We start from the raw sequence: 22,419 nt of genomic DNA, 5'->3' as shown, positions 1-22,419 counted from the left end.
ACGAGCTTTCAGCCGACTTCAAGAGTGATTAAAGGTGTAGGGAGCTTGCTGGTCCTCGGGAGTTCGGGATCAGGACCACCCGGAAGGGTCAGGCGGGTGAAGACCGCCTGACCTCGACTCAGGGCGTACTGAACCGCCCGGAGGCCCAGCTTGAGGTAACTCAACCCGCGCTGCCAGTGGGGGTCAATCCTCCGACGGGCTCCCTCGTGAAGCCCTTTCGAGACCAGCAGCAGGGTGGCGACCGACAGGACCAAGACCAGTCGCTCCAGGCTCGCCGCGTCACGGAGCTTCGAGTTCTCCAGCCCGAACAGGCCGCTCTTGTCGTCCAGAAAGCCCTCTTCGATCTGGAAGCGCTGGCCGTATTCAGCGAACGTCTCCAGGCTGGTCGGTTCGTCGCTGACCACCTGCCACAGCTCTGGGGGAGAGCCGCACCTCGCCCACCCTACACACCCGGCCAGGATGAGGCTGGACTTGATGCGAATCCGGTAGTGCCAGCCGCAGACCCGCAGCCAGGCCATCCATTCGGTATCGCAAAACCCCCGGTCCGCCAGCAGGCGGACCTGACGCAGACCGAGGAAATCGAGCAGGCCCTTGACCTCTGCCAGAACGGGCAGCAACTGGGCCGTGCTCACCTGGGCACTGGGGTGTTCGATCACCCGGGAGACGAGCGGCACCGCTCGTCCCCGGAATAGCACCGCACGCGGATCAGGCAGAACTTCTCGAACAACACGCTGGTATCCAACGCCAGAATCAGGGGGTGTTCGCCCCAGTCCCGCAGGGCACGGGTCACGAGGGGACCATCAATGCTGGTGGGGTCAATCGCGGAGTTCTCCAGCCAGCGACGACAGCGGCACTCGGTGCTCTGCGCTAGCGTGGCCTTGGAATGGATGTGCGGGAGCCAGGCCGGGAGGGAGGGGCACCGGGACAGCACCAGCCCGATGACCATCCAGGCCAGGGTCCGTGCGTGGCGAAGGTCATTCCACAACGCCGTTTGGAGGTGGGCCACGACGGCCTGATACAGTCGGGGAGCGTCCCCGGCGGTACTTCCAGTTCTCACAAGCAGAAAGTGTCCCTCACCGGGGACGCTTTCTCATACTTTCTGTCAGGCGGTCAGGGCGCGGTGCTCAGCGGCCGCGCAGATCCGCCGTGACGATCTGGAAGTCACGGACGTTGCCCCGGTCATCAAGGCCAAACATCAGGGTCCACTCGTTGCCCGGATCACCCGCAAAGGTCACGGTACGGGTGTAGGTGGTCCCTCCCTCGTCTTCGACAACACCTTCGTTCAGGAGGCTCGTCTCTGCCCCGTACGTCTCCACGCCTGCGGCCCGGTACCCCTGAAAGGCGGAGAAGCTTCCCCAACGGGCTCGCGCCGCAGGCAAAAACGTCGTCCAGAGCTGTTCCAACTGTCCCCCGTACAGCAGGGCGGTCAACTCCCGTCCCCGAGCCAGCGGAGACAGGGCCGCGGCAGCAGGCGATGTGGGCGCGGCCGTCTCCTCGCGGGACGAAGAAGCCAGGGTTGCGGAGGTCGCCGCAACGCTGGGCGTCTCGGGCACCGTGTCCCTTGGCGGCACCCCGGCGACTGGGGAAGTGGGCGCGGCCGGGCTTGGCGGCTTCACGGGAACCGGGGGGATGGTTGCTGTCGCGGCGTTGCCGGAGCTGGAGACTGCCGGACGCGGCAGTGTTTGGGGCACGGCTGTCGCCTGCGGCGAGCGGAGTTGGGCCGCTGGGGTTCGCGCCGCTTCCGCCCTCACTGGTTGCGCAGGCTGGGGCGTGGTGCGCGCTTGGGAGACAGTTTCCCTCTTCGCCGGCCGCTGGGGCCGCCTGGGTGCCCAGGCTCCAGCGGTGGCCCCCGAGGACGTCGGGCGCGGCACCGGGGGAGGCGCGGGCGGTGCTTCCGGCCCCATCATCTGAGCCGGGGTGATGGAGGGGCGTCGCAGGGGCCCGGCTTCGCCGTCCCGGGTCTGCCGGATCAGCGGGGCAGGGGCTTGTGGGGCGGCTTTTAAGGTTGGCGGGGTGCTCACCGGGGCGGTGGGCTTGGGCTGCGACCGGGTCACGGTGGGGGCCAGCGGCTTCACAGTGTTGCGGGCGGTGGCAGGAGCGGGGGGAGAAACCTTGACGGGAGCGGCCTGGCGTTCAGGGGCGGGTGCGGTACGGGCCGGCTTCGCCTTCTCGGTAAGGACCGGGGGCGTCGCAGGGGCCCGGGACAGGGGAACGGCGGGCACCGCGGGTTCGGGGAGCGGCTCGGCGACCGGACCCGCCACCTCTGCCACCGGAGCAGCGGGGGCCACGTCGCTTGGACGGTCCACCACGTGCCCTGACGGCTGGGCCAGCCAGGCCTGAAGTTGTGAGCCGAACACGGTGGCGAGCGACACCAGAACGGCAAGGCAGCAGACAACCAGGACCTCAGCCCGACGATTCATGGCCAACCTCCACGTTGGGGATAGGGCTGTTATAAGCCAGCTCGCCGCATGAGAATGCGACCAAATCCCACAGGCTCTGGAGGGGAACGGGCCACAAAAAATTCCCCGGCAGCCCGGCCGGGGAAGCGGGGCGCAGGGGGTCAGCCCGCGTTGGCTGCCTCGGGTTGCGCCTTTTGTCCGCTGAGCTTGCGGTACGTCGCCAGAGCCTGCGCGACCACCTGGTCCATGTTGTAGTAGCGGTAGGTGGCAAGACGGCCCACAAAGGTCACGTCCGAACGGGCTTCGGCCAAAGCGGCGTACTTCCGGTACAACGCCTGATTCTCGGGACGGGGCACCGGGTAGTAGGGGTCGCCTTCCGCGCGCGGATACTCGTACACAATGCTGGTCTGCCGGTGTTCTTGCCCGGTGATGTGCTTGAATTCGCTGATGCGGGTATAGCCGTAGTCGTTGGGGTAATTCACCGTCCCGACCGGTTGAAACTGCTCGCGGGCGTGCGTCTCGTGGACGAATTCCAGGCTGCGGTAGGGCAGCTTGCCGTAGCAGTAGTCAAAAAAGGCGTCCACCGGCCCCGTATAGATCATGTGCTGGTAGGGAATAAACCTGACGATATCGCGGTAGTCCGTATTCAGCATCACGCTGATGTTGGGATGCGACAACATGTTCTCAAACATCCGCGTGTAGCCGTGCAGGGGCATGGCCTGATAGGTATCGGCGAAGTAGCGGTCGTCGCGGTTGGTGCGGGTGGGCACTCGCGCAGTCACGCTGGCGTCAAGTTCGCTGGGGTCCAGGCCCCACTGCTTGCGGGTGTAACCGCGGAAGAACTTGTTGTAGAGGTCCCGCCCCACCCGACTCACCACCACGTCTTCCGACGTGCGGACCTGCTCGACCGGCTCGGCCACCGAGGCAAAGAAGTCTTCGAGCTGGAAGGAGGTGAGGTTCAGGCCATACAGCCGGTTCACGGTGTCAAGGTTGATCGGGATGGGCAGCAGTTGGCCCTCTACGCTGGCAAGCACGCGGTGCTCGTAGGGCCGCCACTGGGTAAAGCGCGAGAGGTACTCGAAGACTTCCCGGCTGTTGGTGTGGAAGATATGCGGCCCGTAAGGATGAATCAGGATGCCAGCGTCATCGTAGCAGTCATAGGCGTTGCCGCCGATGTGGGGCCGCCGGTCCACGATCAGAATGCGGTGACCGTCACTCGCCAGACGCTCGGCGAGCACGCTCCCAGCAAAGCCTGCCCCCACGATGAGGTAGTCAAAACCATCCTTGCTCGGCTCAGTCATCGGCCACCCCCACCAACGCGACCTCATTCCGTTCGGCCGCCTGCTCGATCAGGGCGCTCATTTCAGCCCAGGTGCGGTCCCAGGAGAGGGTGGCAAGGAAGGCATCCGCCCGCTGACGGCGCGCCTCGCCGGCCGGGGTGCCGCGTTCATCCAGCGCCGCGGCGCAGGCGGCCTCAAAGGCATCTACACCGTCGGCGATGCGCACCAGGTCCCGTTCGCCGTAGGGCCGCACCACGTCACGGATGCCGGTCGACACGACCGGCACCCCGGCCGCCAGGTACTCGGGCGTCTTGGTCGGGCTGATGAATTCGGTTGCCGCATTGCGCGCAAAGGGCAGCAGCGCTACGTCCCAGTGGGCCAGGTAGGCCGGGAGCTCGGTATACCGCTTCATGCCCAGGTAGTGCAGATTCTCGCCCCGCGGCAGGGAAGCGGGATCGATCTTGACAACCGGACCCAGCAGCACGAAGTGCCACGCCGGACGGCGGCGAGCAAGCTCGCCGAGCAGCGCGATGTCAAAGCGCTCGTCGATCACGCCGTAAAAGCCCAGGCGGGGACGGGGAAGCGGCTCTTGGTCTGCGGGATCAGGCAGAGCCTGGCGGGCCTGGGCGAAGTGGGCGGTATCGACGCTGGAGGGAAAGCAGTGCACGTTGGGGTGCTGGTCGCGCTTGGCCTCGTACAGGCGGTAGCCGCCGGTAAAGACGACGTCGGCACGGCGAAACAGGGCGGCTTCACGAGCGCGCAGCTCGGGGGGAGCGCCCTTGAAGTTGGCGAGTTCGTCCATGCAGTCGTAGATCGTCACGCGGGGCGTGAGGCCAGCGGTGACGGGCAACTCCATCGGGGTGTACACCCACAGGTCGTACACGTGGAGGTGTTCGGCCTGGACCCAGGAGGCCAGCAGCCGCGCGGTGCTCGCGCGGCCCTCGTCGGCGCTGCGGCCCTGCTGAAGCTGGGGCGTGATGACCGTGACGCCACTGGCGTCACGGCGCACCGCCAGCTGGTCAGACGGTGCCCCGTACACCGGCTCCTCGATGTAGTACACCCGCCGTGACCGCGCTGCCCGCGTCATCAGGTGCTGCGGCCGCTGGAAGACAAAGTCCCATCTCAGGTGGGACAACACAAGCAAGGCGGGCGCGTCTGTACCAGCCGCCTCCGGTCCAAAGTTGACGTGCTTCAAGGTCGGTTTCCTCCCACCTATTCAAAAAAAGCTGCTCTGCGAGGTGAGGCCACCCCCTCGTCAGACTCGAACGAACGAACTGTAGGTGCTCGCCGGAGAATGCTCAGGCCCCTCAGCCGTTTCCAGACCGTTTCTGGCACGGTACCCATTCCGGGAGTGCGCGTAGTCTAGCGCTCGCCTCAGGAGCCGCTCCCTGAACAAGTCTGGAGAGTTTTTAGAGGAAAACTTCATAAAGTTGTCTTTCCACGGTGCCTGAGTCCCGGGCAGCCGGGGCCTTTGTCCCGGCCAGACCACAGGGCCGCCCCTCTTTACAATGCGGGGGCATGTTTGCAAGGCCGAGTCTTCCCCGTCCGCCCAACCCGGCACACACCAGCATTGCCGCCTTTACCCTGCGGGCTTTTTTGTTCCCGCTGCTGCTGCTTATTGGCGTCGCGGTCGCGGTGGTGCTGGGGGTGCAACAAAACGCCCGGAGCGCGGAGTTGGTCTCGGCCGCGCAGATGCGCCTCACCCTGATTCAGGCGGTCGCGCGCGATGTGTCCGACCTGGAGACCGGGCAGCGAGGCTTTGTCATCACCGGGCAGGCCGCCTACCTGGAACCGTACCGGCGCGGTGAAGAAGCCCTGGCACGGCACCTGCGCGAGCTTGGCACCCTCAGCAACACAGACCCGCAACGCCAGAGCCTGGAACGTATTCGTACGCTGATTGGCCGCTGGCAGGAACAAGCAGCCAAACCGGAGATCGCCGCGCGCCGCTCCTCCTTGGAGGGGGCCGTCCTGCTGGTGAGTGACGGCACCGGCAAACGCATTCTGGATGAGGTGCGGCGTGTTCTCGACGAGATGCAGACCCGTGAAAATGCTCGCCTGCGCGCCGCCCTGACAAGCAGCACAGCAGTCTTGCGGGCCGTGCAGTTCTTTACGGTGTCTGGGCTGCTGCTCTCGGTGACCCTGCTGGTGCTTGCCGCGTTGCGCACAGCTCGCACCCTGACACGCACCACCTCCGAACTCCGCGAGGGTGCGCGGCGTATCGCTGCCGGAGAGTATGGGGCACGCCTGGCTGTCACGCCCCTGCGCGAACTGAATGAGCTGAGCACCCAGTTTCACCGCATGGCAGAGGCAGTGCAGCAGCGTGAGCGTGCCCTAGAAGACACCACCCGTGCGCTCAAGGCCAGCAACGAGGATCTGGCGCGCAGCAACCGCGAACTCGAACAGTTTGCCTATGTGGCCAGCCACGACCTGCAAGAGCCCCTACGGACGATCGGCAGCTATACCGAACTCCTGGCCCGGCGGTACCAGGGACAGCTCGACGAGCGCGCCGACCAGTACATCGCCTTTACCATCAGTGCGACACAGCGCCTCAAGAATCTGATTCAGGATCTCCTCGCGTATTCCCGCGTTCGGCAGACACACCGCACCTTTCAGGAGGTCGACACCGCCGCTCTGGTGCGGGAGATCGTACAGGACCTCCAGACCAAGCTGGAGCAGTCAGGGGGGAAGGTGGACGTCTGTTCGCTTCCCGTGCTGTGGGGCAGCGCTGAACTGCTGCGCCACGTTTTCCTGAACCTGCTGACAAACGCCATCAAGTTTCACGCCGAGGGCCGACCGCCCCACGTCCGGGTATGGGCAGAGCGCAGGCCGGGCGAGTGGGCCTTTCACGTGCAAGACAACGGCATCGGCATCGAATCCCAGTATTTTGAACGTATCTTCGGAGTGTTTCAGCGCCTGCACGGCATGGACACCTATTCCGGCAGCGGCATCGGCCTCGCGGTGGCCCGCACTGCCGTTCAGCGTCATGGCGGCGAAATGACCCTCCAAAGCACCCCCGGCCAAGGCAGCACCTTCACCTTCACCATTCCCGACCCCCAGGAGTCTTCCCAAAGATGAGCGCCAACAACCAAGCGATTCAGATCCTCCTTGTCGAGGACAACCCCGCCGATATTCTCCTGACGGAAGAAGCCTTTAGCGAAGCGCACTTCCCCCATGACCTCCACATAGCCAAAGACGGTGTCGAGGCGCTCACCTTCTTGCGAAAAGAAGGGAGCCATCAGGACAAGCCCACGCCTGACGTGATCCTGCTTGACCTCAATATGCCCCGCATGAGTGGCCTAGAGCTCCTCGATGTTCTCAAAGCCGACGAGGCCCTGCGCAGCATTCCAGTGATTGTCCTCACCACTTCTCGCGCCGAGAGCGATATCTGGCGCAGCTATAACCTGCACGCCAATGCCTATATTCCCAAACCCGTCACCATCAGTGAATTTGTAGATGTCATCAAATCCTTTGAGAACTTTTGGTTCTCCATCGTGGCTCTGCCGCCCAAGCAGCGTCCTTGAAAACCATAGGGCCATAGGGAAATACTCGGTACCGAGTTCGGCATGCACGGCGCCTAAGGTCCATCCCCACCCGTGTGGGGAACACCGCCATGAGGTACGCCTCCTCGATCCTCTCCGCGGTCCATCCCCACCCGTGTGGGGAACACCATTTTTCTAGGTTGGTTGGCCGGTGCAATTGCGGATCATCCCCACCCGCGTGGGGAACACACCCGAATGCGCCCCGCGCCCACCGTCGTCCCCGGTTCATCCCCACCGCGTGGGGAACACAGGTGGGCGCCGAGCTGGTCGGCGAGCGTGAGCGGTCCATCCCCACCCGTGTGGGGAACACTGAATCCGCGTGTTTGGGACCCTAACCGTCCCCGGTCCATCCCCACCCGTGTGGGGCTACGACAAGATTGAGCAACGGTACTACGCTAAGGAAAAAAGCGTGTCCAGGTCGCTCCTTCTGGGAGCAGTCATCCGATACCCAGAAGAGGTTGCCGGGCGGAGGTCAGTTGAACGGGCGTTTCCGAATGTCTTCGCCCAGCGCTTGCAAGCGCGGCGGCACTTCATCCACTTCACGGCGGAAGGTCTCGGCGCTGTTCAAGTACGACTGGTAGGCGGCAGCGCGGCCACGTGTTTCCAGGGTGGCCTGGATCAGGAATTCGTGCAGGGCCTCATCCAGGGGGTCGAGCGGCAACAGCCGCTCGGCCAGGCTCACGCACTTCTCGAACTGGCCGGTACGGTACCAGCCATCCATCGTCTCCAACGCCACCTGTGTTACCCATCTTCGCAACCGTTCACGCTCCTCCGTCGCCCAGACGCTGTCTGCGTCCTTCAAAAAGTCCAGCTCGTACCGCTCCAGAATCTTTAAAAGCGAATCTTGCGGTCGAGCCAATTCTGCCGTCAATATCTGAACATCCCACGTTAAACGTACGCCCTCAGAGCGTACCGCATAGGTTCCACGCACTTCATCAAAAGGGACGCTCAGCCCCGGAATCCGTTCCTTGATATGCAGTCGGATCTGATGGAAATAGCTCTTGGCCTGCGCGGGTCTCACGTCGGGGAAGAGGTTGCGTTGCACCTCCGCCAGGCTAGCTCCCCCACTCTTCAGCAGGTAGGCCAGCACTTCCACGACGCGCTTCAGCCGCAGACGGACGCTCTGCCCATCGATCAGCACCTCCGCGCCACCAAGGGTTTTGAGGTTCACCTGGCGGAGATTTTGAACGTCTTCCTTCAGCAGGTGGAGGCGTTCATAGGCTCCAGACGGTAGGCTCTCCAGCCATGCGGTGACTCGTGGCGTCAGGCGAAGTTCGGCCACCAATGTCGGCGGCGTCACGGAGGCGGCCACCAGATCGGCAGCTTCGCTGAGCGAAGCTGCACAGCTTTCCCCCTGTCCAAACCGCTCCCGCGCCTCGGCCAGATGGAGCCTTGACCAGAGCGCCTCCCGTCGCAGTGCCCGCTCCTCGAAGAAACTCACGGCCTCCTCCAGGAGGCCCAACCCTGCCCGATCCCCCTGAGAGGCTCGCCAGCTTCCCTCCCGCCACTTTAGAAAGGCCCCGTCGCGGGGCGCTCTGGCCAGCCGTCTGGCCCGGACGAGCGCGGTTCGCGCCATCGCCTCGTCCCCGCGCTCAGTGGCCAGAGCCAGCAACCCGAGCCGGGCGTGCAGCTCGGTACTGGGGCGCATCTCGGTCTGCGCCAAAGACACGGCTTTCTGAAACGCAGAAACTGCCTGCTCATATGCTCCCTCGATCCGGAAAAGCTGCCCTTCGTGATAGGCCAGAACGGCTTCCAACACGGGGTCATCCGTACTGTCCTTCCGAACACTATCGAGCAGGGCGCGCGCTTGAGAGCCTTCTCCCTGGTACACCGCACAGGATGCGAGCGTGGCGATGGCATAGGCCCGTCGTATCGGGTGCCCGTGTTCCGCGGCGAACTCCAGATAAGCCGAGGCCCGGTGGTCCTCCCCGAAGCGGGTCAGGTGCATGCCATAGGCATGCGCTACTGAGGCTTGCATGGCCAGGGGGGCATCACTGGCGGTCACCCAGGCCTGCTCAAAGAATCCCAGCACCTCTGACATCCCCTCTCCCAGCTCATGGCCCACGATGGCCCGTTCGCGGTACCACAAGGCCTGGTCCAACAAGGGCAGTAGCGGCAGAGCCTCCTGAATCGCCGTAAGAGAGGCCAGTGCCTGGGCAAATTCACCTGCGGCCCGGTGCAGGCTGGCGAGGTCGATGCGGGCGGCATGACAGCCTCGCTGTGCAGCCTGCTCAAGCTGCTGGCGGGCCTGTACGACCTGGCCTTGTTGAGCGGCACAGACCCCAGTCCAACGCAGGTCTTCTGCTTTCAGTTCGGTAAGCCGGTCGTACTGCTCCAGGCCCCGGCCGTACTCCCCGGCCAGCACCGCCTCCCGCACTGTGGTCATACCGATACCATAGCCGTCCTGCCTGCACCTTGTGTCCTCAAATGCAGGAAGACCACAGAACACAGCGCGACGGTAGTGGCTGTGACGACGTGATGTAATGGTGGGGTGCCCGAGTGCCCAGCCTGTCAAAGCATCCAAACGGTCAAAAACGGAAAAGCCAAAAACGGCACCCAGACGTACGTATGTAAGGTCTGTGGTCGTCGCTTCCACCCGGAGGCCCACCCTGTCGCTCATAGTGAAGCGACCCGGAAACAAATTCTCGATGCCGTCCAGGAGCGGCTGAGCCTGAGAGGCGTACAGCGGGTGTTTGGTGTTCACCGCAACACCGTCATCCGGTGGATCAAAAGGGGGCCTCCGAAGTGAGGCAGACCGGTACGGTCTGCCTCACCCCTCCCGAAGAACTGGTGGTTGAGCTGGATGAGTTATGGACTTTCGTGGGCAAGAAAAAGCAGGCCAGGTGGCTGTGGATCGCTCTGGAGCGCGGCACCCGGAAGGTGCTGGCCTGGGTCCTGGGCGACCGGAGTGAGCAAACGGCGTTCGAGCTGTGGGACCGCTTGCCGCTGTCCCCGGAACAGCGGCTGAAGGGTACGTTTTGCACGGACCTCTGGCGAGCCTACGACGAGCCGCTCCTGGGAGTGAAGCGGCTGACCCGTAAGGGCGAAACCAACCATGTCGAACGCCTCAATTGCACGCTCAGACAACGCTTGGGTCGCCTGGTCCGCAGGTCGTTGTCCTTCTCAAAGTCGGACGACATGCTCGAAGCCAGCTTGACCCTTGCCTTCCACCGCTACAACCTGTCACGTTGACGCAGCCACTACCAGCGCGACAAGCTAGCGGCAATGACCCTCTGTAAAGGGCCATTGCCAAGCGATTTAACTATTTAAAGGCCGTAATATCCTGTCCACGACTCAAATTTGTCGCTTTTGAAGTACACACGCCAGCCTATAAGCACATTTGTGGACGCATTGGAGTAAATGCACCATATGTCAATAGTGTTTGGAGTTCCACAGGTAGAGAATTTGTAACGCCGTTTAGGGCTTGAGTAAGACGGTCTCGGGCAGCGCGGAGACGAGAAAAAATGGAGACGGTATGGGTAGATACCGTCTCCACCACAGTTGAGGTCGGCGGACCGTCATCCGTCAGCTTCACCGCTGGGCCAAGCGGCATTTCAGCGACCAGAAGCGATTCAAGCACCAGAAGCTCAGCGACGCGCTGCTGGTGGCCTTGCTGCTCAGCCGTCTCGTCTTCAAGCATCCGTTTCCATCCATCTGGTGGCAGATGCTGAGGGAAGACCGGAGCGGTCTTCCCTCGTACACCCAGGCATACACCCGTGGCCTCCGTCTCCTGGACCGCCTCGAAGCTATCGCCAGCCCAGCCAGACGCTGTACAGAAGTCATCATCGACTCAATGCCGCTTCCGGTCTGTCGTCCCAAACGAGGGAAACGCTGCGCGTTTCCTGGCGCCAGGTGGGGCTTTGGGACACAGGGCGACGTGTACGGCTACAAGCTCCACGCTTGGGTGACGCCGGACGGTGAAACTCAGGTCTTGCACCTGAATGGGTAGCGAAAAGGCGCTCCCAGACGCGAGAAAGAGGGTGTGTGCGACCTCAAGTTTCGCGGGGAGCGCGCCTCCATTCTGGCAGACGCGCTTCTGTCCGTCCCCACCAGTCCGTATCAGCAGCGCAGCCTGGAGGCTGCGCTGGGCCTCTTCCTCGACCTCAAGACGAAAACAGCCCTGCACCGCGCCCAGACGGTCAGTGCCAGTGCCCTGAGTCGTCTCCTGAATGTGTACGAGTGGGACACGGCTGAGTGCTGGGCAACCCTCGTCCAGGCCCAATGGGAGGCTCTGCTCCTCGCGGCACGGCGCAAACACCACCCACGCTTGCGGCTGTGCGTGGACCTCACCAGCGTCCCGAAAACGGGACGCGAGCTGCCCTTCGTTCGCGTCTACAACGAAGTCTACGGGATTCATCTGGTGGTGCTGTATGCAGTGTACGGCGACCTGAAGTTCCCCGTGGGCTATCGAGTGTACCGGGGGAAGGGGTTCCCTTCCCCCGTCCGGCTCGCCTTGGAGTTGCTGGCGACCGTTCCCGCCGAAGTCAGCCGCCGCTTTGATGTCTGGGTGCTGGCGGACAGCGGCTTCGAGTCGGCCAACTTCCTTCAGGGTGTGCGGGACCTGGGCTTCGAGTTCGTGGTCGGTGTGCGTTCCACCCGACGCACCGACCATCCCGGTCACGTCACAGTGGAGGACTGTGAACACGGCAGTTGGGTGAATCTTGCCAACTGGCCCTGGGAGACCTTGACGCTGGCCCGTGTGGACCGAGGGGAACGCACCTTTTTCTCGGTCGCCTCGCAACTGCTCCCGGGCGACTGTGTCGCCCGGGAGGGAGCACGACGCTGGGCCATCGAGTCGTTTTTCAAGGAGGCCAAGCATGGCTTCGGGCTCAGTCGGTTCGCGTTGCGAACCGCGCAGGGACTGGACCGTTGGGTGCTGCTGGTCTTTGCCGCCTTTACCCTGTCGATGCTCTGCCGGGCCGACACCCTCTCGCTGGAACAAGCGGCGGAAGTGGCCGCTCGGGTGGCCCTGCCACTGCTGGTCGTTCAGCGACTCGCTGTACAGGTCTGGCGGGACGAAGAATTCCTGCGCCAGCACGGTTATTCACTCACCCTATCCAGGTGCAAGACCTGAGGAAGACGCTCGCCTCACTTCGCTTCCGTGTCGTCCTGGCCGTCCTCGCCCACAACCTCGCCCAGCCCTAAACGGCGTAAGAACTGTTGGCGGTCCTTCCCTCGCGATCTCAGGTGCTGCAACACGGACTGGGCGGACAGCACCAAGCTATACGTTTGCCGGAAGTGCCAGTGTCAGATTGCAGGCCAGTACTTCTGCGGCTCCTCAGTCCAGTTGCCGCAATGCGGGAACGAGGAGACTCCCCAGAGCGACAGCGACGAGCAGGACGCCAGCAGCCATGATGGCTCCTGCTGGGCCAAAGGTGGTCGTCGCTGCCCCAGCGAGAACGAAGCCAACCGGGACCAAGCTGTAACTGACCACGCCCGTCAGGCCGAACACCCTCCCACGGTATTCATCAGGGACGCTCGCCTGCACCCAGGCTGGGTAAAGAATGTTGGGCACCATGCTCAACCCATCAATGATTGCCACGGCGAGGAGACCTATCCACAGTTCACGTGACGCGCCGAGCAGCAGGTAACCGAACGCACCCATCGCGAAAATACTTCCTGTAATGAGCCGGCCACGATGACGCACCCGCACGGCACCTATGATCGTGATGCCGAGGAGGATGCCTATATTCATGGTGGTCAGGAAGACGCCGTACATTCCAGGACTCAGGTCTAGCTGCTCCGTAACATACAGCGGGAGACTGACCGCCAGCGTCGCGCCACTGATGTTGATGGCGGCAAATAGGGTGAGGAATCCCAGCAGGGTGCCGTTTGAGCGGGCGTACTGAAGCCCCTTTCCAATGTCACGGAAGAGGGAGGAACGGCCCTGGTCGTCTCGATGCAATGGAGCTGGGTGCAAGTACAGCAACCCGACCACCAGCACGAAGAAGGAAACGGCGTTCAGGACTGCGGCACCGGCCACACCGGATACGGTGAGCAGCAGGCCACCCAGGGCGGGTCCCGCAATGGCCGCAACGTTGTCCCCCAGGAGGAACATCGCATTGGCATTCTGAAGTTGCTCCCGTTTGACGATGCCGGGGAGAAGTGCGTCGAAGGCGGGGTTTGTGAAGGCGCTAATGCCGCCGTACAGCAGGGCGAGGATGTAGAGATGCGCGAGTTGCGCGGCCCCTGTCATGACCAAGCCCGCGACTACAGCCATCAGGATTCCCCGGACAATGTTGGCCGCGATCAGCAGGCGGCGGCGGTCAACCCGGTCCGCCAGGGCACCCCCAAGTAGGGCCAGCAGCAGGCCAGGAACCACGGACACCAAAAGGAGAGCACTGAGGGCCGCTGCGGACCCACCCAGTTTGAGCAGCAACGCGACCTGCGCCACCCGGAAGATGTTGTCGCCAAAGCCCGAGAAGGTCTGCGCGGCCCACAGGATCGCGAAGTCGCGCTGCCGCAAGAGGTGCAGGTTCGCAGACCACGAGGAGTGGGTCGCAGCTCCACTCACAAATACTCCGCCAGGGCCTTCAGCAGCGTGTCTCCAATCGGATGGCCGGTGCCGCGCTGCGTCCAGTTCCAGGAACCCGTGGGGTTCACCTCCAGGAACACGTGGTGGCCCTGCGGCGTCACGATGAAGTCCACCGCACCGAAGCCCAACCGGAGATCCCGCATCAGGGCACGCACCTTCACCGCAATGTCAGGTGGAAGATCATAAGGCTTGAGATGCTGCTGCGTCAGTTCAGGATTTTTCCGCCAGTCCACGCCGGTACTCGCGTCCGCCTGGCTCTCGATACGAGCACTGAAGATAGCGTTCCCCACGACCACACTGCGGACTTCGAACGCCTTGACTACCTGCTGCTGGAAGAGTGTGGGCGCTGCGCTTGCCTGCCCGAGGTGCGTGAGCACTCGCTCGTCGACGGGGTGTGTGTACGCGGCGAGCGTCTGGTCCTGCATGTCGAGGAATTGTGTCCCCATGGTCTTGAAGATGGTGTGGCCAGTGTTTGCAGCGTGGAAGTCTCGGATCGCCTGCTCAGCTGTGCTGACGAGTGTGCCAGGAATGCCTAGACCTTGCCGCTGTGCACAGCGAAGCTGGTACAGCTTGTTCGCACCCTGGACGCGTTCGGGTGAGTTGAGCCAGGGCCAGTCCAAAACCCGCCAGAGGCCTCTAAGAAAGGCATCTGTCTCGCTCTGCGCCAGTCGTTCACCAGGACCCGCCCTCTCTGGCAGGACCGGCCGGTAGCCCTGTTGGTACCAGGCGACGGCAACTTGTGCAGAGTGAAACGTTCGGCGAGGCAGACGGAAGAAGGCACCGGCCTGCTCGCCCCCGAAGTGCAGGTCAATGCTGATACGGGTCGGATAGTCGTCCTGGTTCAGCCGGACGAGTGGTAGGCCTTTCTCGCGGGCCAGTTTGACAATCAGGTCCGCCTCAAACGCCCGCTTGTGAGTGACCAGCAGAATGATCTTTTCCATTGGGATGGGAAGAGCGGGACGGTGAGTCCACCGTCCCGCTGTGGGAGATCAGTTCTCCTGGTTGTGCTTGACTGGGCTCAGGACCTCGGTGCCCTGAACCTCACCGACATCCTGCTCATCGTCGTACTGGCCAAAGTCCACCTGGGTGGCGAGTTCGGTGAACAGCAGCATTGACAGGGGCTGAGTCTGGTGCGTCTCGTTCGGCATAACATCCCTCCTGGGAACAACTGGGGACGACCGCGGGGTGCGCGGCGGCACCTGAACCGTTCAGGGCTGAGGGCATGCTGAAGCAGCAGCGTTAAGCAGCCGTGAGCCAGCCAAGGCAACAGCGCGAGTGCCGTTAATGCAGCGTTCGCCAGTGCCGCTCCAGGTTGGACAGGCTGGGCGGCACTTCACCGACCTCGCGAATGAAGGTGGCGGCGCTGTGACGGTACAGGTGCCGCGCACCAAGCTCTCCCCGCACATGCCAAGTGGCGTTGAGCAGAAAGATGTGCAGGGCCTCATCAAGTGGGTCCAGGGGGAGCAGGCGCTCAGCAAGTTGAATGCAGTTCTCGTACTCGCCTCCCTGGAACCACCGTTCCATCGTTTCCAACCCGACTTGTGTCACCCATCGCCGCAACTGTTCACGCTCCTCCCGCGCCCACTTGACGTGCCCCCCGTTTCCCGGTCCAGTCCGATTGCAAATCCAGTGGCAATCTGGGGGTCATATGAAGGGGAAACGGTACACCGAGCAGCAGATTCTGGACATCCTCGGCCAGGTTGAGGCTGGGGGAGCGATCAGTGAGGTCGCCAGGACGCATGGTTTGGCCATCACCACCCTGTACCGCTGGAAGGCGCGCTACGGGGGGATGACCAAAGACGAAACCAAGAGGTTTCGTCTGCTGGAGGAGGAAAACCGCCGCCTGAAGAAGCTAGTCGCGGACCTGGCACTGGACAATCAGATGCTCAAGGAGGTGGTGGGAAAAAAGTGGTGACGCCTGAGGCCACGCCCCAGGCGCAAACACCCGTCAAGAAGCAGATGGTGGGGTTCCTGCGCCGTGAATTCCAGGTCAGTGAGCGCCGGGCCTGCCAGGTACTGGGCTTCTGGCGTTCGACCCAGAGGCATAACAGCCCTAAAAAGGAGGGTGAACGAGTTCTGATTGACCGTCTGCGGGTCCTGGCGCAAGAACGTCCCCGCTTCGGATACCGGCGGCTCCATACGCTGCTCAGGCGCGAAGGGACACAGGTCAATCACAAGCGCGTATACCGCCTGTACCGAGCAGAGGGACTCGCAGTCCGGCAAAAGGGGCGCAAGAAGCTGACGGGAAGGCAGCGGGTGCAGAAACCTGAGGTTTCTGCACCCAATCAGCGATGGAGCATGGACTTCATGTCCGACCAGCTCGCCTCCGGACAGCGTTTTCGCGTCTTCAACGTCGTGGACGACTTCACTCGCGAGAACCTAGTCATGCACATCGGGACCTCGATCACCGGGGCGGATGTGGTGCGTCGCCTGACCGAGGTGGTGGCCGTGAGGGGTTGCCCGACGAGCATCACCACGGACAACGGCCCCGAATTCATCAGCAAGGCCTTGGATCAGTGGACCCATGAGTTGGGCATCGCCCACGTCTTCATCACACCGGGGAAACCCATGGAGAACGCTTACATCGAGAGTTTCAATGGGAGGGTGCGGGATGAGTGCCTGAATCTCCACTGGTTTCAAAGCCTTCCCGAGGCACGACTGGTCATTGCCGCCTGGCGCGAGGATTACAACCAAGTCAGACCGCATAGCAGTCTGGACGGCCAGTCACCGAACGAGTTCGCCCGCCTGCAAAAGGCGGGCTGAGGTACGCTAGTTGTTGCAAAAGGCCTGGACCGATAAATGGGGCACCCTCACACTCGCTCTCCGCCGTAGGCAAAAATTCTACGTTGCTCAACTCCGGCAGGGGGCCGTCTGGTTGGGTGAGGGTCTCCTCGAGCCTGTGAACATCCCATTCCAGCGGCGCGTCAGCACGCACCCGGTACACTTTCTTTTTCAGGTCATAGCCGATATCCAACCCAGGTACGCGGGCGGCCAGGTCCACCCGGACCTGGTGAAAGTAGTTTTTCGCCCGCTGTGGGGGAACGTCAGGAAAGAGTCGGTGTTGCAGCGTCTGGAGGCTGACTTCACCGTGGCGCAGGAGGAATGCCAGGATCTCTTCGGTGCGCCCTAGGGTCTGTCTGACTGAATTTGGGAGAATGGGGTCATGGGACGGACAGATTTGACCGAGCAGCAGTGGGCCAACTTGGCCCCCCTGCTGCCACCCCACCCCAAACGCGGCCACGCGTACAAGGACCACCGGGTCGTCTTGAACGGCATCATTTGGCGCCAGAAGACGGGGGCACCCTGGCGAGATATTCCTGAGCGGTATGGGCCATGGCAGACCTGTCATGACCGCTTCACCCGCTGGTCGCGTAACGGGGTCTGGGCCGAGATCTTGGCCGCCCTGCAACTGCAAGCGGATGCTGAGGGAAAAATTGATTGGGAGGGTGCAGCCGTGGACAGCACCCACGTCAAAGCCCACCGCAGCGCGGTGGGCGCACGCAAAGAACCCGCCAGGCTGGAAAAAAGGGGGCGCTCGAGGACGAGTGGCTCGGCATCAGTCGGGGAGGACGTACCACCAAAATCCACATCCTGAGCGACGGAAACCGACGCCCCCTCAGCATCCTGGTGTCGGCGGGACAGGCCAGCGATCCCACCTACCTGGCGCCTCTCCTGGACGCCGTGCGGGTGGGGCGTCCCGGTCCGGGACGCCCCCGAAAGCGTCCCACGACCGTACGGATGGACCGGGCGTACGGTGCGCGGAAATACCGACGTGTACTCCGAGAGCGGAAGATCAGATGCGTGTGTCCAGAGCGCAAAGATGCGCAACAAGCGCGTCTTCGCAAGGGGCGTCGGGGGGGAAGACCGCCTCAATTTGACGCACAAGCTTACGAAGGCCGTCACGTCGTGGAATGTGCCTTCAACCGACTCAAGGATTTTCGCGCCATTGCCACGCGGTACGACAAGCGTGGACACCAGTTTTTAGCCGGTGTCCACGTTGCTTGCATCCTTCTGTGGCTCTAGGACTTCAGTCAGACAGACCCTAGTCGAAAACCCACCCGTTCGCCGTCCACTTCCAGCGCGACCTGACCTAGGGTACGAAGGGACAACCGGGAAGGTGCGCGGAGCTGAAGCAGGGCACGCCGTTCAAAGTGCTCGGGGTCAAGCGCCAGCAGGTGGGCGTGAACCTGAGGGAGGAGTCGCCACTCCGGGTCAAGGAACGGTGCCGTGGGCAATGCCGTGGCGCTTTCCGCAGCCCGCTCCAGGTAACTTCCCCGCGCTGCTTGGTCCACCTCCGCCAGTGCAAGGCGGACGCGAACAAGGTCCCGCAGATGACCGCCGGAAGCAAAGGTCTCCTCGGCGGCCCGGAGGCACACGACACCGGCTGTCTCCCCATTGAGCGCTGCCCAGAGCCCGGCCCGGTGATCGAGTAGGGCCCGGTCGTACGGCGACTTCACCAGATGTCGCACTCGGCCGATCTGCACCCGGGCCAAGGCATCGTCACCGTCCTGAATCGCGGCATTAAGCAGGGTCAGGCGGAGACGCAGTTCCGTCCGGGGCTGCCCCTGCACGGTCGGAAGCAGGACGCGGCATGCTCGCTTGACGCCTTCCAGGTCTCCTCTGGCCCAGAGGAGCTGCGCGTGGTGCTTGTCCCGGAGCCGCTCCGCGGCGACGCCCCTCACGTGCGCTAGAGCTTGTTCGGCCTTGTTCAGGCGTCCAAGGACCAGCAGAGACGCGGCGCGCGCCACCCAGGTATACCCCTGCCGGTCCTGGTGCCCATGTTCCGCCGCGAAGGTCAGGTAGGCCACAGCCGGGACGTGCTCGTCAAAGTGCCCATGCAGGTGGCCGACCAGCGTCGCAACCGACACCTGCACGTCCACCGGGGCCTCGGCGGCCAGAGTCCAGGCCTGCATGGCGAGGGCCAGCAGGGTGTCCCGGGTTTCCCCCTGCGCCCACAGGAGGCGCGCCCGCTCTCGGTACCACAGCGCCGCGTCAGCCGACGGAAGCTTCGCAGGATTCACGTGGTCGAGGAGGGTCAGACCGAGCGCCGCGTGACCCTGTTGGAAGTGCAGGGAAGCCAGGTGCACTGCTGCCGCCTGCTCCCCAAGGTTGAGGGCCTGCTGCAACCGCAGGGCCGCTTCAGGCAGGCGGTTCAGGTGCAGGAGGCAGATGCCAGCCCAACGGAGGTCCTCAGGGGTGGGCGCCACTAGGGTCTGGAAGCACCCGAGGCCCCGGGCATGCTCCCCTGCCTGTGCCGCCTTCCTTACGCTCCCCATCCCCACAGAATATCGTCCCTGCAGTTGCTAAACGGGCGCAAACCGGCCGCTTCCTACCGTCCCGCCATGACTGTCACGGCCTGGTTTCGACGGCTTGTCACCGCCCTCCTGCTCGTTCTCTTCGCCTTCCCAGCTTCCGCCGAACCCGACCCGGAAGACGTGGGTCCGGCCGTCATCCCACAGGTCCAACCGGGCGTGCTCCCCGAGAGCCAGCCCTAATCAAGCCATGTATGCCGAGCAAGCGAACGTTCTGGCAGACCCGGGTGTGGCGCGGACTGCCGCGTGGCAGAGCGCAGCAAATGGGCTGCCTGTCAGCGGGCCAGTGATGGATCCCTGGCCGGTGACCTCAGCGGCTGAAGCGGTGGTGGTACGGCTGCGCTTCACCCCAGCTGCGGGCTTTCAGGTGTTGAAAGGCCAGTATCTTCAGCTGATCGATGCCCTGATTCTGGTAGATGGCAGCGTCGAATTCGACATTCATGTGCCCCCGGAAGGGAACGGTCTGTCCGGTGAACAGCTGACCTGGCTGCTTTCCTGGGGCAAGCGCGTGGAGGTGCTCGACCCGCCCGCTGCTCGTCAGGCCTGGCTCTCCAGGTTGCTCCTTTCGGAGACGACGGACGACCCCAGCGCCTTATCAGCGCCGTCATAACGTCGCGCGGCCTGTTGCTCTGGGACCCTGCTCAGGCAAGGGGCGTACAGCCGACAGGAACGGGGATCGCCCTGCGGCAGCGGCGTCCCCGGCGGAGGCTTCACGCCACGCTGGCCCGGCCTCACACAGCCAGGTGTTACCCATACACCGCCACCAAACACAGAGTGACGGCCTTCATCACGCTGGACCCAACGCCGACCCGGTACCAAAACGGACAGACGGCTCTGCTTCGGGGTCGGGTCGGCCAGCGCCTGATTTTCGCCCAGTTTCTGGCGTGGCAGCCAATCGCTGCGGGAGGATTATGTGGTCTGACAACGAATCCGCGGTTGATCTCTTGCGGTTCACGTACTTGACGGAATCAATGCTGGACTTGGTTCAGAACGACTTACTCCTTCCCCTCAGTAGCCGACAACTTGGGTGAGAGGTCGTCCCAGACACAGAATTTACGCCGTTTAGGGCTGGGCAAGATTGTGGGCGAGGACGGCTAGGACGACACGGAAGCGGAGTGAGGCCAGCGTCTTGGTCTGAACGGAGCGGATTTGGGCTTCGACGAGTTGGGAGAAGACAGTTTCAATCCGCTTGCGTACCTTTGGGTGGCGGTCTTCCCGCCACCCGGTGTCGTACCGGGAGTTTTTCTTCGGTGGAAATACGTATCCCAGGCAGCAGTAGCCCTTATCTCCGATGATCCTCGGCCCGCTGAACTCCGGCCATCTGCGGTTCAGCTCATAGCTCACCGTGGTGTCGTGGAGGTTGGCGGGTTTCAGCAGCTCAGTACCTGACAGGTTGTGATTTTTGCTGTCCAGGAGCGGGAAAAGGCGATTTAAGCAGTTCAAAGTACGTGTAGAACGTGGTTTTTCCCCAGCGCAGGGCAGTGCAGAGCAGGTCATGCCCGTGTCTCGCCCGGCTCCAGGCCGGGCGACCGTGCTTCTTCACAGGGATGGGCTGCTGCTGAGCCCGCCATGCCCCAACGCGAACCATCCAGGCGAGCGCCAGGCTCAGCAGACCGAACAGGCGCGAGAGGCGGTCCGGCTGGGTCATATGAGTCTGTTCGAGGTTCAGACCTCGCGTCTTCATCGCGCAAAAGGTGCACTCGATCCCCCACCTACGGCGGTAGGTCGTGAGGGTGTTCCAGAGGGACAGGTCAGAAGCGATCAGGACGCGCTCTCCCTGCGGGGAGAGCGTCGCCACCACCTGCATGAAGCTGCCATAGACCCAGACGCGCTCGAGCACGCCCCGAACCTCACCCGGTTTCAGATTCTGGAAGGCGTTCCGCGCGGGTTCGTCGTCCAGCAGCGTATCGTCCCGAATCCGAATGCACCGCTTGATCTTGCGGCCCCTTAAGAAGCTGAACCATTCCTGCCCGATAAACTCCCGGTCGGCAATCAGGACGGCCCAGCGCCGGGCCGGGAGACGCTTCAGGAGCAGCCCGACCAGCAGCATCCGGCCCCGCAGGTCACTGTTGCCGCCCATCGGGTCGCGCGAAGCGTCGCCCCTCGACCATGCGGCAACACCTGCCAGGTCAGGGGTAGCACCACGTCACCGAGGGCGACCCCCAGCACCAGGAGATTGAGGTCCGCAACGTCGAGCTTCCAGTTCGTCCGGTCCAGGACGAAGGTCAGTTTCCCCGCGGGAAGCAGCGGGAGCAGGACGTCTTGGACGTCCTGCGGCGTGAGGTTCGTCTCGTGGAAGGTCCGCGCCACCATCCGGGTGATGGAGGTAGGTGAGGCATCACGGTCGATGTGCAAAGCAATTTTGCGGTGCAGAGTGGACTCGGCCTGAAGAATCCCGAAGAGCACTTCGGTCAGCCGACGGAGCGTGTCTGACCGGTGATGAGGCAGTCGTCCCTTGAGGTACGCGGCGAATATGTCAACCTGCGAGAGGGCGGCATGGGGATGAATCACACACCCTTTTGTCGCCCTTCCCTCTGCTTTTCTGCGTCTTGGTCGACATTTCCGTCAGCCTGTCGAGTGCCGAGGGCACGCAGGATGCCGAAATGCCGTCTAGGACGCGCTTTTAACCGACCTGTCAGGTACTGAGGGTTTCGTAGACTTCGAGGGAATTGGCGATCTGGTCGCGAGTCATGGGCGTTTTCTCGCCGACCAGGTAGAGGTCTCCCGCGTTGGTCTGAATGATCAGATCCATCAGGTTTGCCGTAACGACACTCTTGACCTGAGTCTTGCCCCCCACAGCTTCCAGGGTGGTACGGAGCTTCTCGCTGAGATACTTGGCGTTGCCGTAGACGTACACCCGGTCCTGCGTGGAGTTCGCCCCGACAATGCTGTAGGTGTACTCATCGTTCAGCGCCTCGCCTGAGAGCAGGTCAACGGAGGTCGGGCCAAGCACTTCGAGCCGGACGACCAGAAGGCCATGCGGGTTGTTCACATCGAGACTCGAAACAGCCTTGATGCTTTGAGCGCTCTGCTTCTGGCTGACACTCCGCTGAAGCGTCATCATCTGGCTGAGGGCTGAGGGGATGCGCTCCGCTTGAGTCAGTTTCGCGGGCGGCACTGCGGTCGGGACAAGCTGGCGAACGACCTTGCTATCAGTAGCCGGGACCTGGCTTTGCGGGGCTTGAGTCCCACAAGCGGCGAGGGCGAGGGTGCTGCTGATGACCAGGAGCAGTGGATAGTGGCGCATATGATCTTCCCCTTGAAGCGTTGTAGGAATCGTGCAGAACGATAGGCTGATCCAAGAACCACGAGGAAATGTAGTCCTCAGCTCAAATAAGGTGGGCCGAAGCCCAC

Annotated in this window: 21 protein-coding genes and 3 pseudogenes; 9 read left to right on the top strand and 15 right to left on the bottom strand. The window is 63.1% G+C overall.

The features are described 5' to 3' along the window. Nucleotides 1-8 precede the first annotated feature (8 nt). The 5 genes from EI73_RS16465 to EI73_RS15210 form a co-directional block, all read right to left on the bottom strand. The gene (locus EI73_RS16465; RefSeq protein ID WP_156103637.1) at nucleotides 9-674 is read right to left on the bottom strand and encodes a transposase; all 666 of its coding nucleotides are present in this window, start codon (nucleotides 672-674) and stop codon (nucleotides 9-11) included. After that, nucleotides 653-1,057: a hypothetical protein gene (locus EI73_RS16460; protein WP_156103636.1), complete on the bottom strand. Its 405-nt coding sequence runs from the start codon at nucleotides 1,055-1,057 to the stop codon at nucleotides 653-655. The genes EI73_RS16465 and EI73_RS16460 overlap by 22 nt, the downstream gene beginning before the upstream one ends. Before the next feature lie 67 nt (nucleotides 1,058-1,124). Further along, the gene (locus EI73_RS16455; protein WP_156103635.1) at nucleotides 1,125-2,420 is read right to left on the bottom strand and encodes a hypothetical protein; all 1,296 of its coding nucleotides are present in this window, start codon (nucleotides 2,418-2,420) and stop codon (nucleotides 1,125-1,127) included. Nucleotides 2,421-2,560: 140 nt separating this feature from the next. Beyond that, the gene (gene glf, locus EI73_RS15215) at nucleotides 2,561-3,700 is read right to left on the bottom strand and encodes a UDP-galactopyranose mutase (RefSeq protein WP_034388983.1); all 1,140 of its coding nucleotides are present in this window, start codon (nucleotides 3,698-3,700) and stop codon (nucleotides 2,561-2,563) included. Continuing rightward, nucleotides 3,693-4,874, bottom strand: coding sequence for a glycosyltransferase family 1 protein (locus tag EI73_RS15210; protein WP_051935683.1), 1,182 nt, complete (start codon nucleotides 4,872-4,874; stop codon nucleotides 3,693-3,695). Before EI73_RS15210 ends, glf begins: the two co-directional genes overlap by 8 nt. A 323-nt stretch (nucleotides 4,875-5,197) precedes the next feature. Between EI73_RS15210 and EI73_RS15205 the strand changes: the two genes are divergently transcribed. After that, nucleotides 5,198-6,754, top strand: a complete 1,557-nt coding sequence (locus EI73_RS15205) for a CHASE3 domain-containing protein (protein ID WP_034388981.1) — start codon at nucleotides 5,198-5,200, stop codon at nucleotides 6,752-6,754. Then, nucleotides 6,751-7,200 (top strand): response regulator, encoded by a 450-nt coding sequence (locus EI73_RS15200; RefSeq protein ID WP_034388979.1) that lies wholly within the window; start codon nucleotides 6,751-6,753, stop codon nucleotides 7,198-7,200. The genes EI73_RS15205 and EI73_RS15200 overlap by 4 nt, the downstream gene beginning before the upstream one ends. Nucleotides 7,201-7,690: 490 nt before the next feature. Here the strand turns inward: EI73_RS15200 and EI73_RS16795 are convergent, their stop codons facing one another. Then, nucleotides 7,691-8,794, bottom strand: coding sequence for a BTAD domain-containing putative transcriptional regulator (locus EI73_RS16795; protein ID WP_231557384.1), 1,104 nt, complete (start codon nucleotides 8,792-8,794; stop codon nucleotides 7,691-7,693). A 915-nt stretch (nucleotides 8,795-9,709) separates the two neighbouring features. On the opposite strand from EI73_RS16795, the gene EI73_RS16115 reads away from it, so the two are divergent. Beyond that, nucleotides 9,710-10,410 (top strand): IS1 family transposase gene (locus tag EI73_RS16115; RefSeq protein WP_156103633.1). Its coding sequence is split into 2 segments (ribosomal slippage): nucleotides 9,710-9,947 and nucleotides 9,947-10,410, totalling 702 coding nucleotides; the frame shifts between segments, so codons are not numbered across the junction. 136 nt (nucleotides 10,411-10,546) lie between these two features. Here the strand turns inward: EI73_RS16115 and EI73_RS16790 are convergent. Then, entirely contained in the window at nucleotides 10,547-10,858 is a 312-nt protein-coding gene (locus EI73_RS16790; protein WP_231557378.1) for a hypothetical protein, read from the bottom strand. Between EI73_RS16790 and EI73_RS16110 the strand changes: the two are divergent. Then, a pseudogene (locus EI73_RS16110) lies at nucleotides 10,739-11,140 on the top strand (IS982 family transposase); the annotation flags it as partial. The gene EI73_RS16790 and the pseudogene EI73_RS16110 sit on opposite strands and share 120 nt — an antisense overlap. Before the next feature lie 60 nt (nucleotides 11,141-11,200). After that, entirely contained in the window at nucleotides 11,201-12,292 is a 1,092-nt protein-coding gene (locus tag EI73_RS15185) for a transposase (protein WP_034388975.1), read from the top strand. Nucleotides 12,293-12,496: 204 nt separating this feature from the next. On the opposite strand, the gene EI73_RS15180 is transcribed toward EI73_RS15185, so the two are convergent. From EI73_RS15180 to EI73_RS15170, 4 genes are all read right to left on the bottom strand, one after another. Further along, on the bottom strand, nucleotides 12,497-13,732 hold the full coding sequence (locus tag EI73_RS15180) for an MFS transporter (RefSeq protein ID WP_034388973.1): 1,236 nt from the start codon (nucleotides 13,730-13,732) through the stop codon (nucleotides 12,497-12,499). Further along, a complete protein-coding gene (locus EI73_RS15750; protein ID WP_051935682.1) occupies nucleotides 13,729-14,694 on the bottom strand; it encodes an MvdC/MvdD family ATP grasp protein in 966 nt (321 codons plus the stop codon). The genes EI73_RS15180 and EI73_RS15750 overlap by 4 nt, the downstream gene beginning before the upstream one ends. A 48-nt stretch (nucleotides 14,695-14,742) precedes the next feature. Continuing rightward, the gene (locus EI73_RS16450) at nucleotides 14,743-14,901 is read right to left on the bottom strand and encodes a hypothetical protein (RefSeq protein WP_156103632.1); all 159 of its coding nucleotides are present in this window, start codon (nucleotides 14,899-14,901) and stop codon (nucleotides 14,743-14,745) included. 133 nt (nucleotides 14,902-15,034) lie between these two features. Beyond that, nucleotides 15,035-15,379 carry a bacterial transcriptional activator domain-containing protein gene (locus EI73_RS15170; protein ID WP_081909124.1) on the bottom strand — a complete coding sequence of 115 codons (345 nt, stop codon included), beginning with the start codon at nucleotides 15,377-15,379 and terminating at the stop codon, nucleotides 15,035-15,037. Between the two features lie 22 nt (nucleotides 15,380-15,401). On the opposite strand from EI73_RS15170, the gene EI73_RS16105 reads away from it, so the two are divergent. Together EI73_RS16105 and EI73_RS16100 are read left to right on the top strand one after the other, a co-directional pair. After that, a protein-coding gene (locus EI73_RS16105; protein WP_156103433.1) for an IS3 family transposase occupies nucleotides 15,402-16,516 on the top strand; the annotation gives its coding sequence in 2 pieces (ribosomal slippage) (nucleotides 15,402-15,651 and nucleotides 15,651-16,516; 1,116 coding nt in all). A gap of 400 nt (nucleotides 16,517-16,916) precedes the next feature. Next, nucleotides 16,917-17,776 (top strand): IS5 family transposase gene (locus EI73_RS16100; RefSeq protein ID WP_156103631.1). Its coding sequence is split into 2 segments (ribosomal slippage): nucleotides 16,917-17,274 and nucleotides 17,274-17,776, totalling 861 coding nucleotides; the frame shifts between segments, so codons are not numbered across the junction. A gap of 8 nt (nucleotides 17,777-17,784) precedes the next feature. Here EI73_RS16100 and EI73_RS15150 read toward each other — a convergent pair. After that, on the bottom strand, nucleotides 17,785-18,840 hold the full coding sequence (locus EI73_RS15150; protein WP_156103630.1) for a hypothetical protein: 1,056 nt from the start codon (nucleotides 18,838-18,840) through the stop codon (nucleotides 17,785-17,787). 255 nt (nucleotides 18,841-19,095) lie between these two features. Between EI73_RS15150 and EI73_RS16445 the strand changes: the two genes are divergently transcribed. Further along, complete coding sequence (locus tag EI73_RS16445; protein ID WP_156103629.1) at nucleotides 19,096-19,248, top strand: hypothetical protein; 153 nt, start codon at nucleotides 19,096-19,098, stop codon at nucleotides 19,246-19,248. A gap of 121 nt (nucleotides 19,249-19,369) precedes the next feature. After that, nucleotides 19,370-19,675 carry a WYL domain-containing protein gene (locus tag EI73_RS15145; protein WP_197050799.1) on the top strand — a complete coding sequence of 102 codons (306 nt, stop codon included), beginning with the start codon at nucleotides 19,370-19,372 and terminating at the stop codon, nucleotides 19,673-19,675. A gap of 452 nt (nucleotides 19,676-20,127) precedes the next feature. On the opposite strand, the pseudogene EI73_RS15140 reads toward EI73_RS15145, so the two are convergent. The 3 genes and pseudogenes from EI73_RS15140 to EI73_RS15130 form a co-directional block, all read right to left on the bottom strand. Beyond that, nucleotides 20,128-20,442, bottom strand: a pseudogene (locus tag EI73_RS15140) (IS982 family transposase); the annotation flags it as partial. A gap of 1 nt (nucleotide 20,443) precedes the next feature. Continuing rightward, nucleotides 20,444-21,471 (bottom strand): annotated as a pseudogene (locus EI73_RS15135) (transposase). A gap of 229 nt (nucleotides 21,472-21,700) precedes the next feature. Then, nucleotides 21,701-22,312 (bottom strand): hypothetical protein, encoded by a 612-nt coding sequence (locus EI73_RS15130; protein WP_034388962.1) that lies wholly within the window; start codon nucleotides 22,310-22,312, stop codon nucleotides 21,701-21,703. Between the last annotated feature and the right edge of the window lie 107 nt (nucleotides 22,313-22,419).

The sequence above is a fragment of the Deinococcus sp. YIM 77859 genome (genome assembly GCF_000745175.1).
GTDB lineage: Bacteria > Deinococcota > Deinococci > Deinococcales > Deinococcaceae > Deinococcus.
Note: the sequence above shows the minus strand (reverse complement) of the source record. Positions and strands in the feature narration are given on the sequence as shown.

What these genes read in the sequence shown, in the direction of transcription:
- EI73_RS16455 (WP_156103635.1), bottom strand. Translation starts at nt 2,420, where the DNA reads ATGAATCGTCGGGCTGAGGTCCTGGTTGTCTGCTGCCTTGCCGTTCTG.
- glf (WP_034388983.1), bottom strand. Translation starts at nt 3,700, where the DNA reads ATGACTGAGCCGAGCAAGGATGGTTTTGACTACCTCATCGTGGGGGCA.
- EI73_RS15205 (WP_034388981.1), top strand. Translation starts at nt 5,198, where the DNA reads ATGTTTGCAAGGCCGAGTCTTCCCCGTCCGCCCAACCCGGCACACACC.
- EI73_RS15200 (WP_034388979.1), top strand. Translation starts at nt 6,751, where the DNA reads ATGAGCGCCAACAACCAAGCGATTCAGATCCTCCTTGTCGAGGACAAC.
- EI73_RS16795 (WP_231557384.1), bottom strand. Translation starts at nt 8,794, where the DNA reads ATGGCGCGAACCGCGCTCGTCCGGGCCAGACGGCTGGCCAGAGCGCCC.
- EI73_RS16790 (WP_231557378.1), bottom strand. Translation starts at nt 10,858, where the DNA reads ATGCTTGAAGACGAGACGGCTGAGCAGCAAGGCCACCAGCAGCGCGTC.
- EI73_RS15750 (WP_051935682.1), bottom strand. Translation starts at nt 14,694, where the DNA reads ATGGAAAAGATCATTCTGCTGGTCACTCACAAGCGGGCGTTTGAGGCG.
- EI73_RS16450 (WP_156103632.1), bottom strand. Translation starts at nt 14,901, where the DNA reads ATGCCGAACGAGACGCACCAGACTCAGCCCCTGTCAATGCTGCTGTTC.
- EI73_RS16445 (WP_156103629.1), top strand. Translation starts at nt 19,096, where the DNA reads ATGACTGTCACGGCCTGGTTTCGACGGCTTGTCACCGCCCTCCTGCTC.
- EI73_RS15130 (WP_034388962.1), bottom strand. Translation starts at nt 22,312, where the DNA reads ATGCGCCACTATCCACTGCTCCTGGTCATCAGCAGCACCCTCGCCCTC.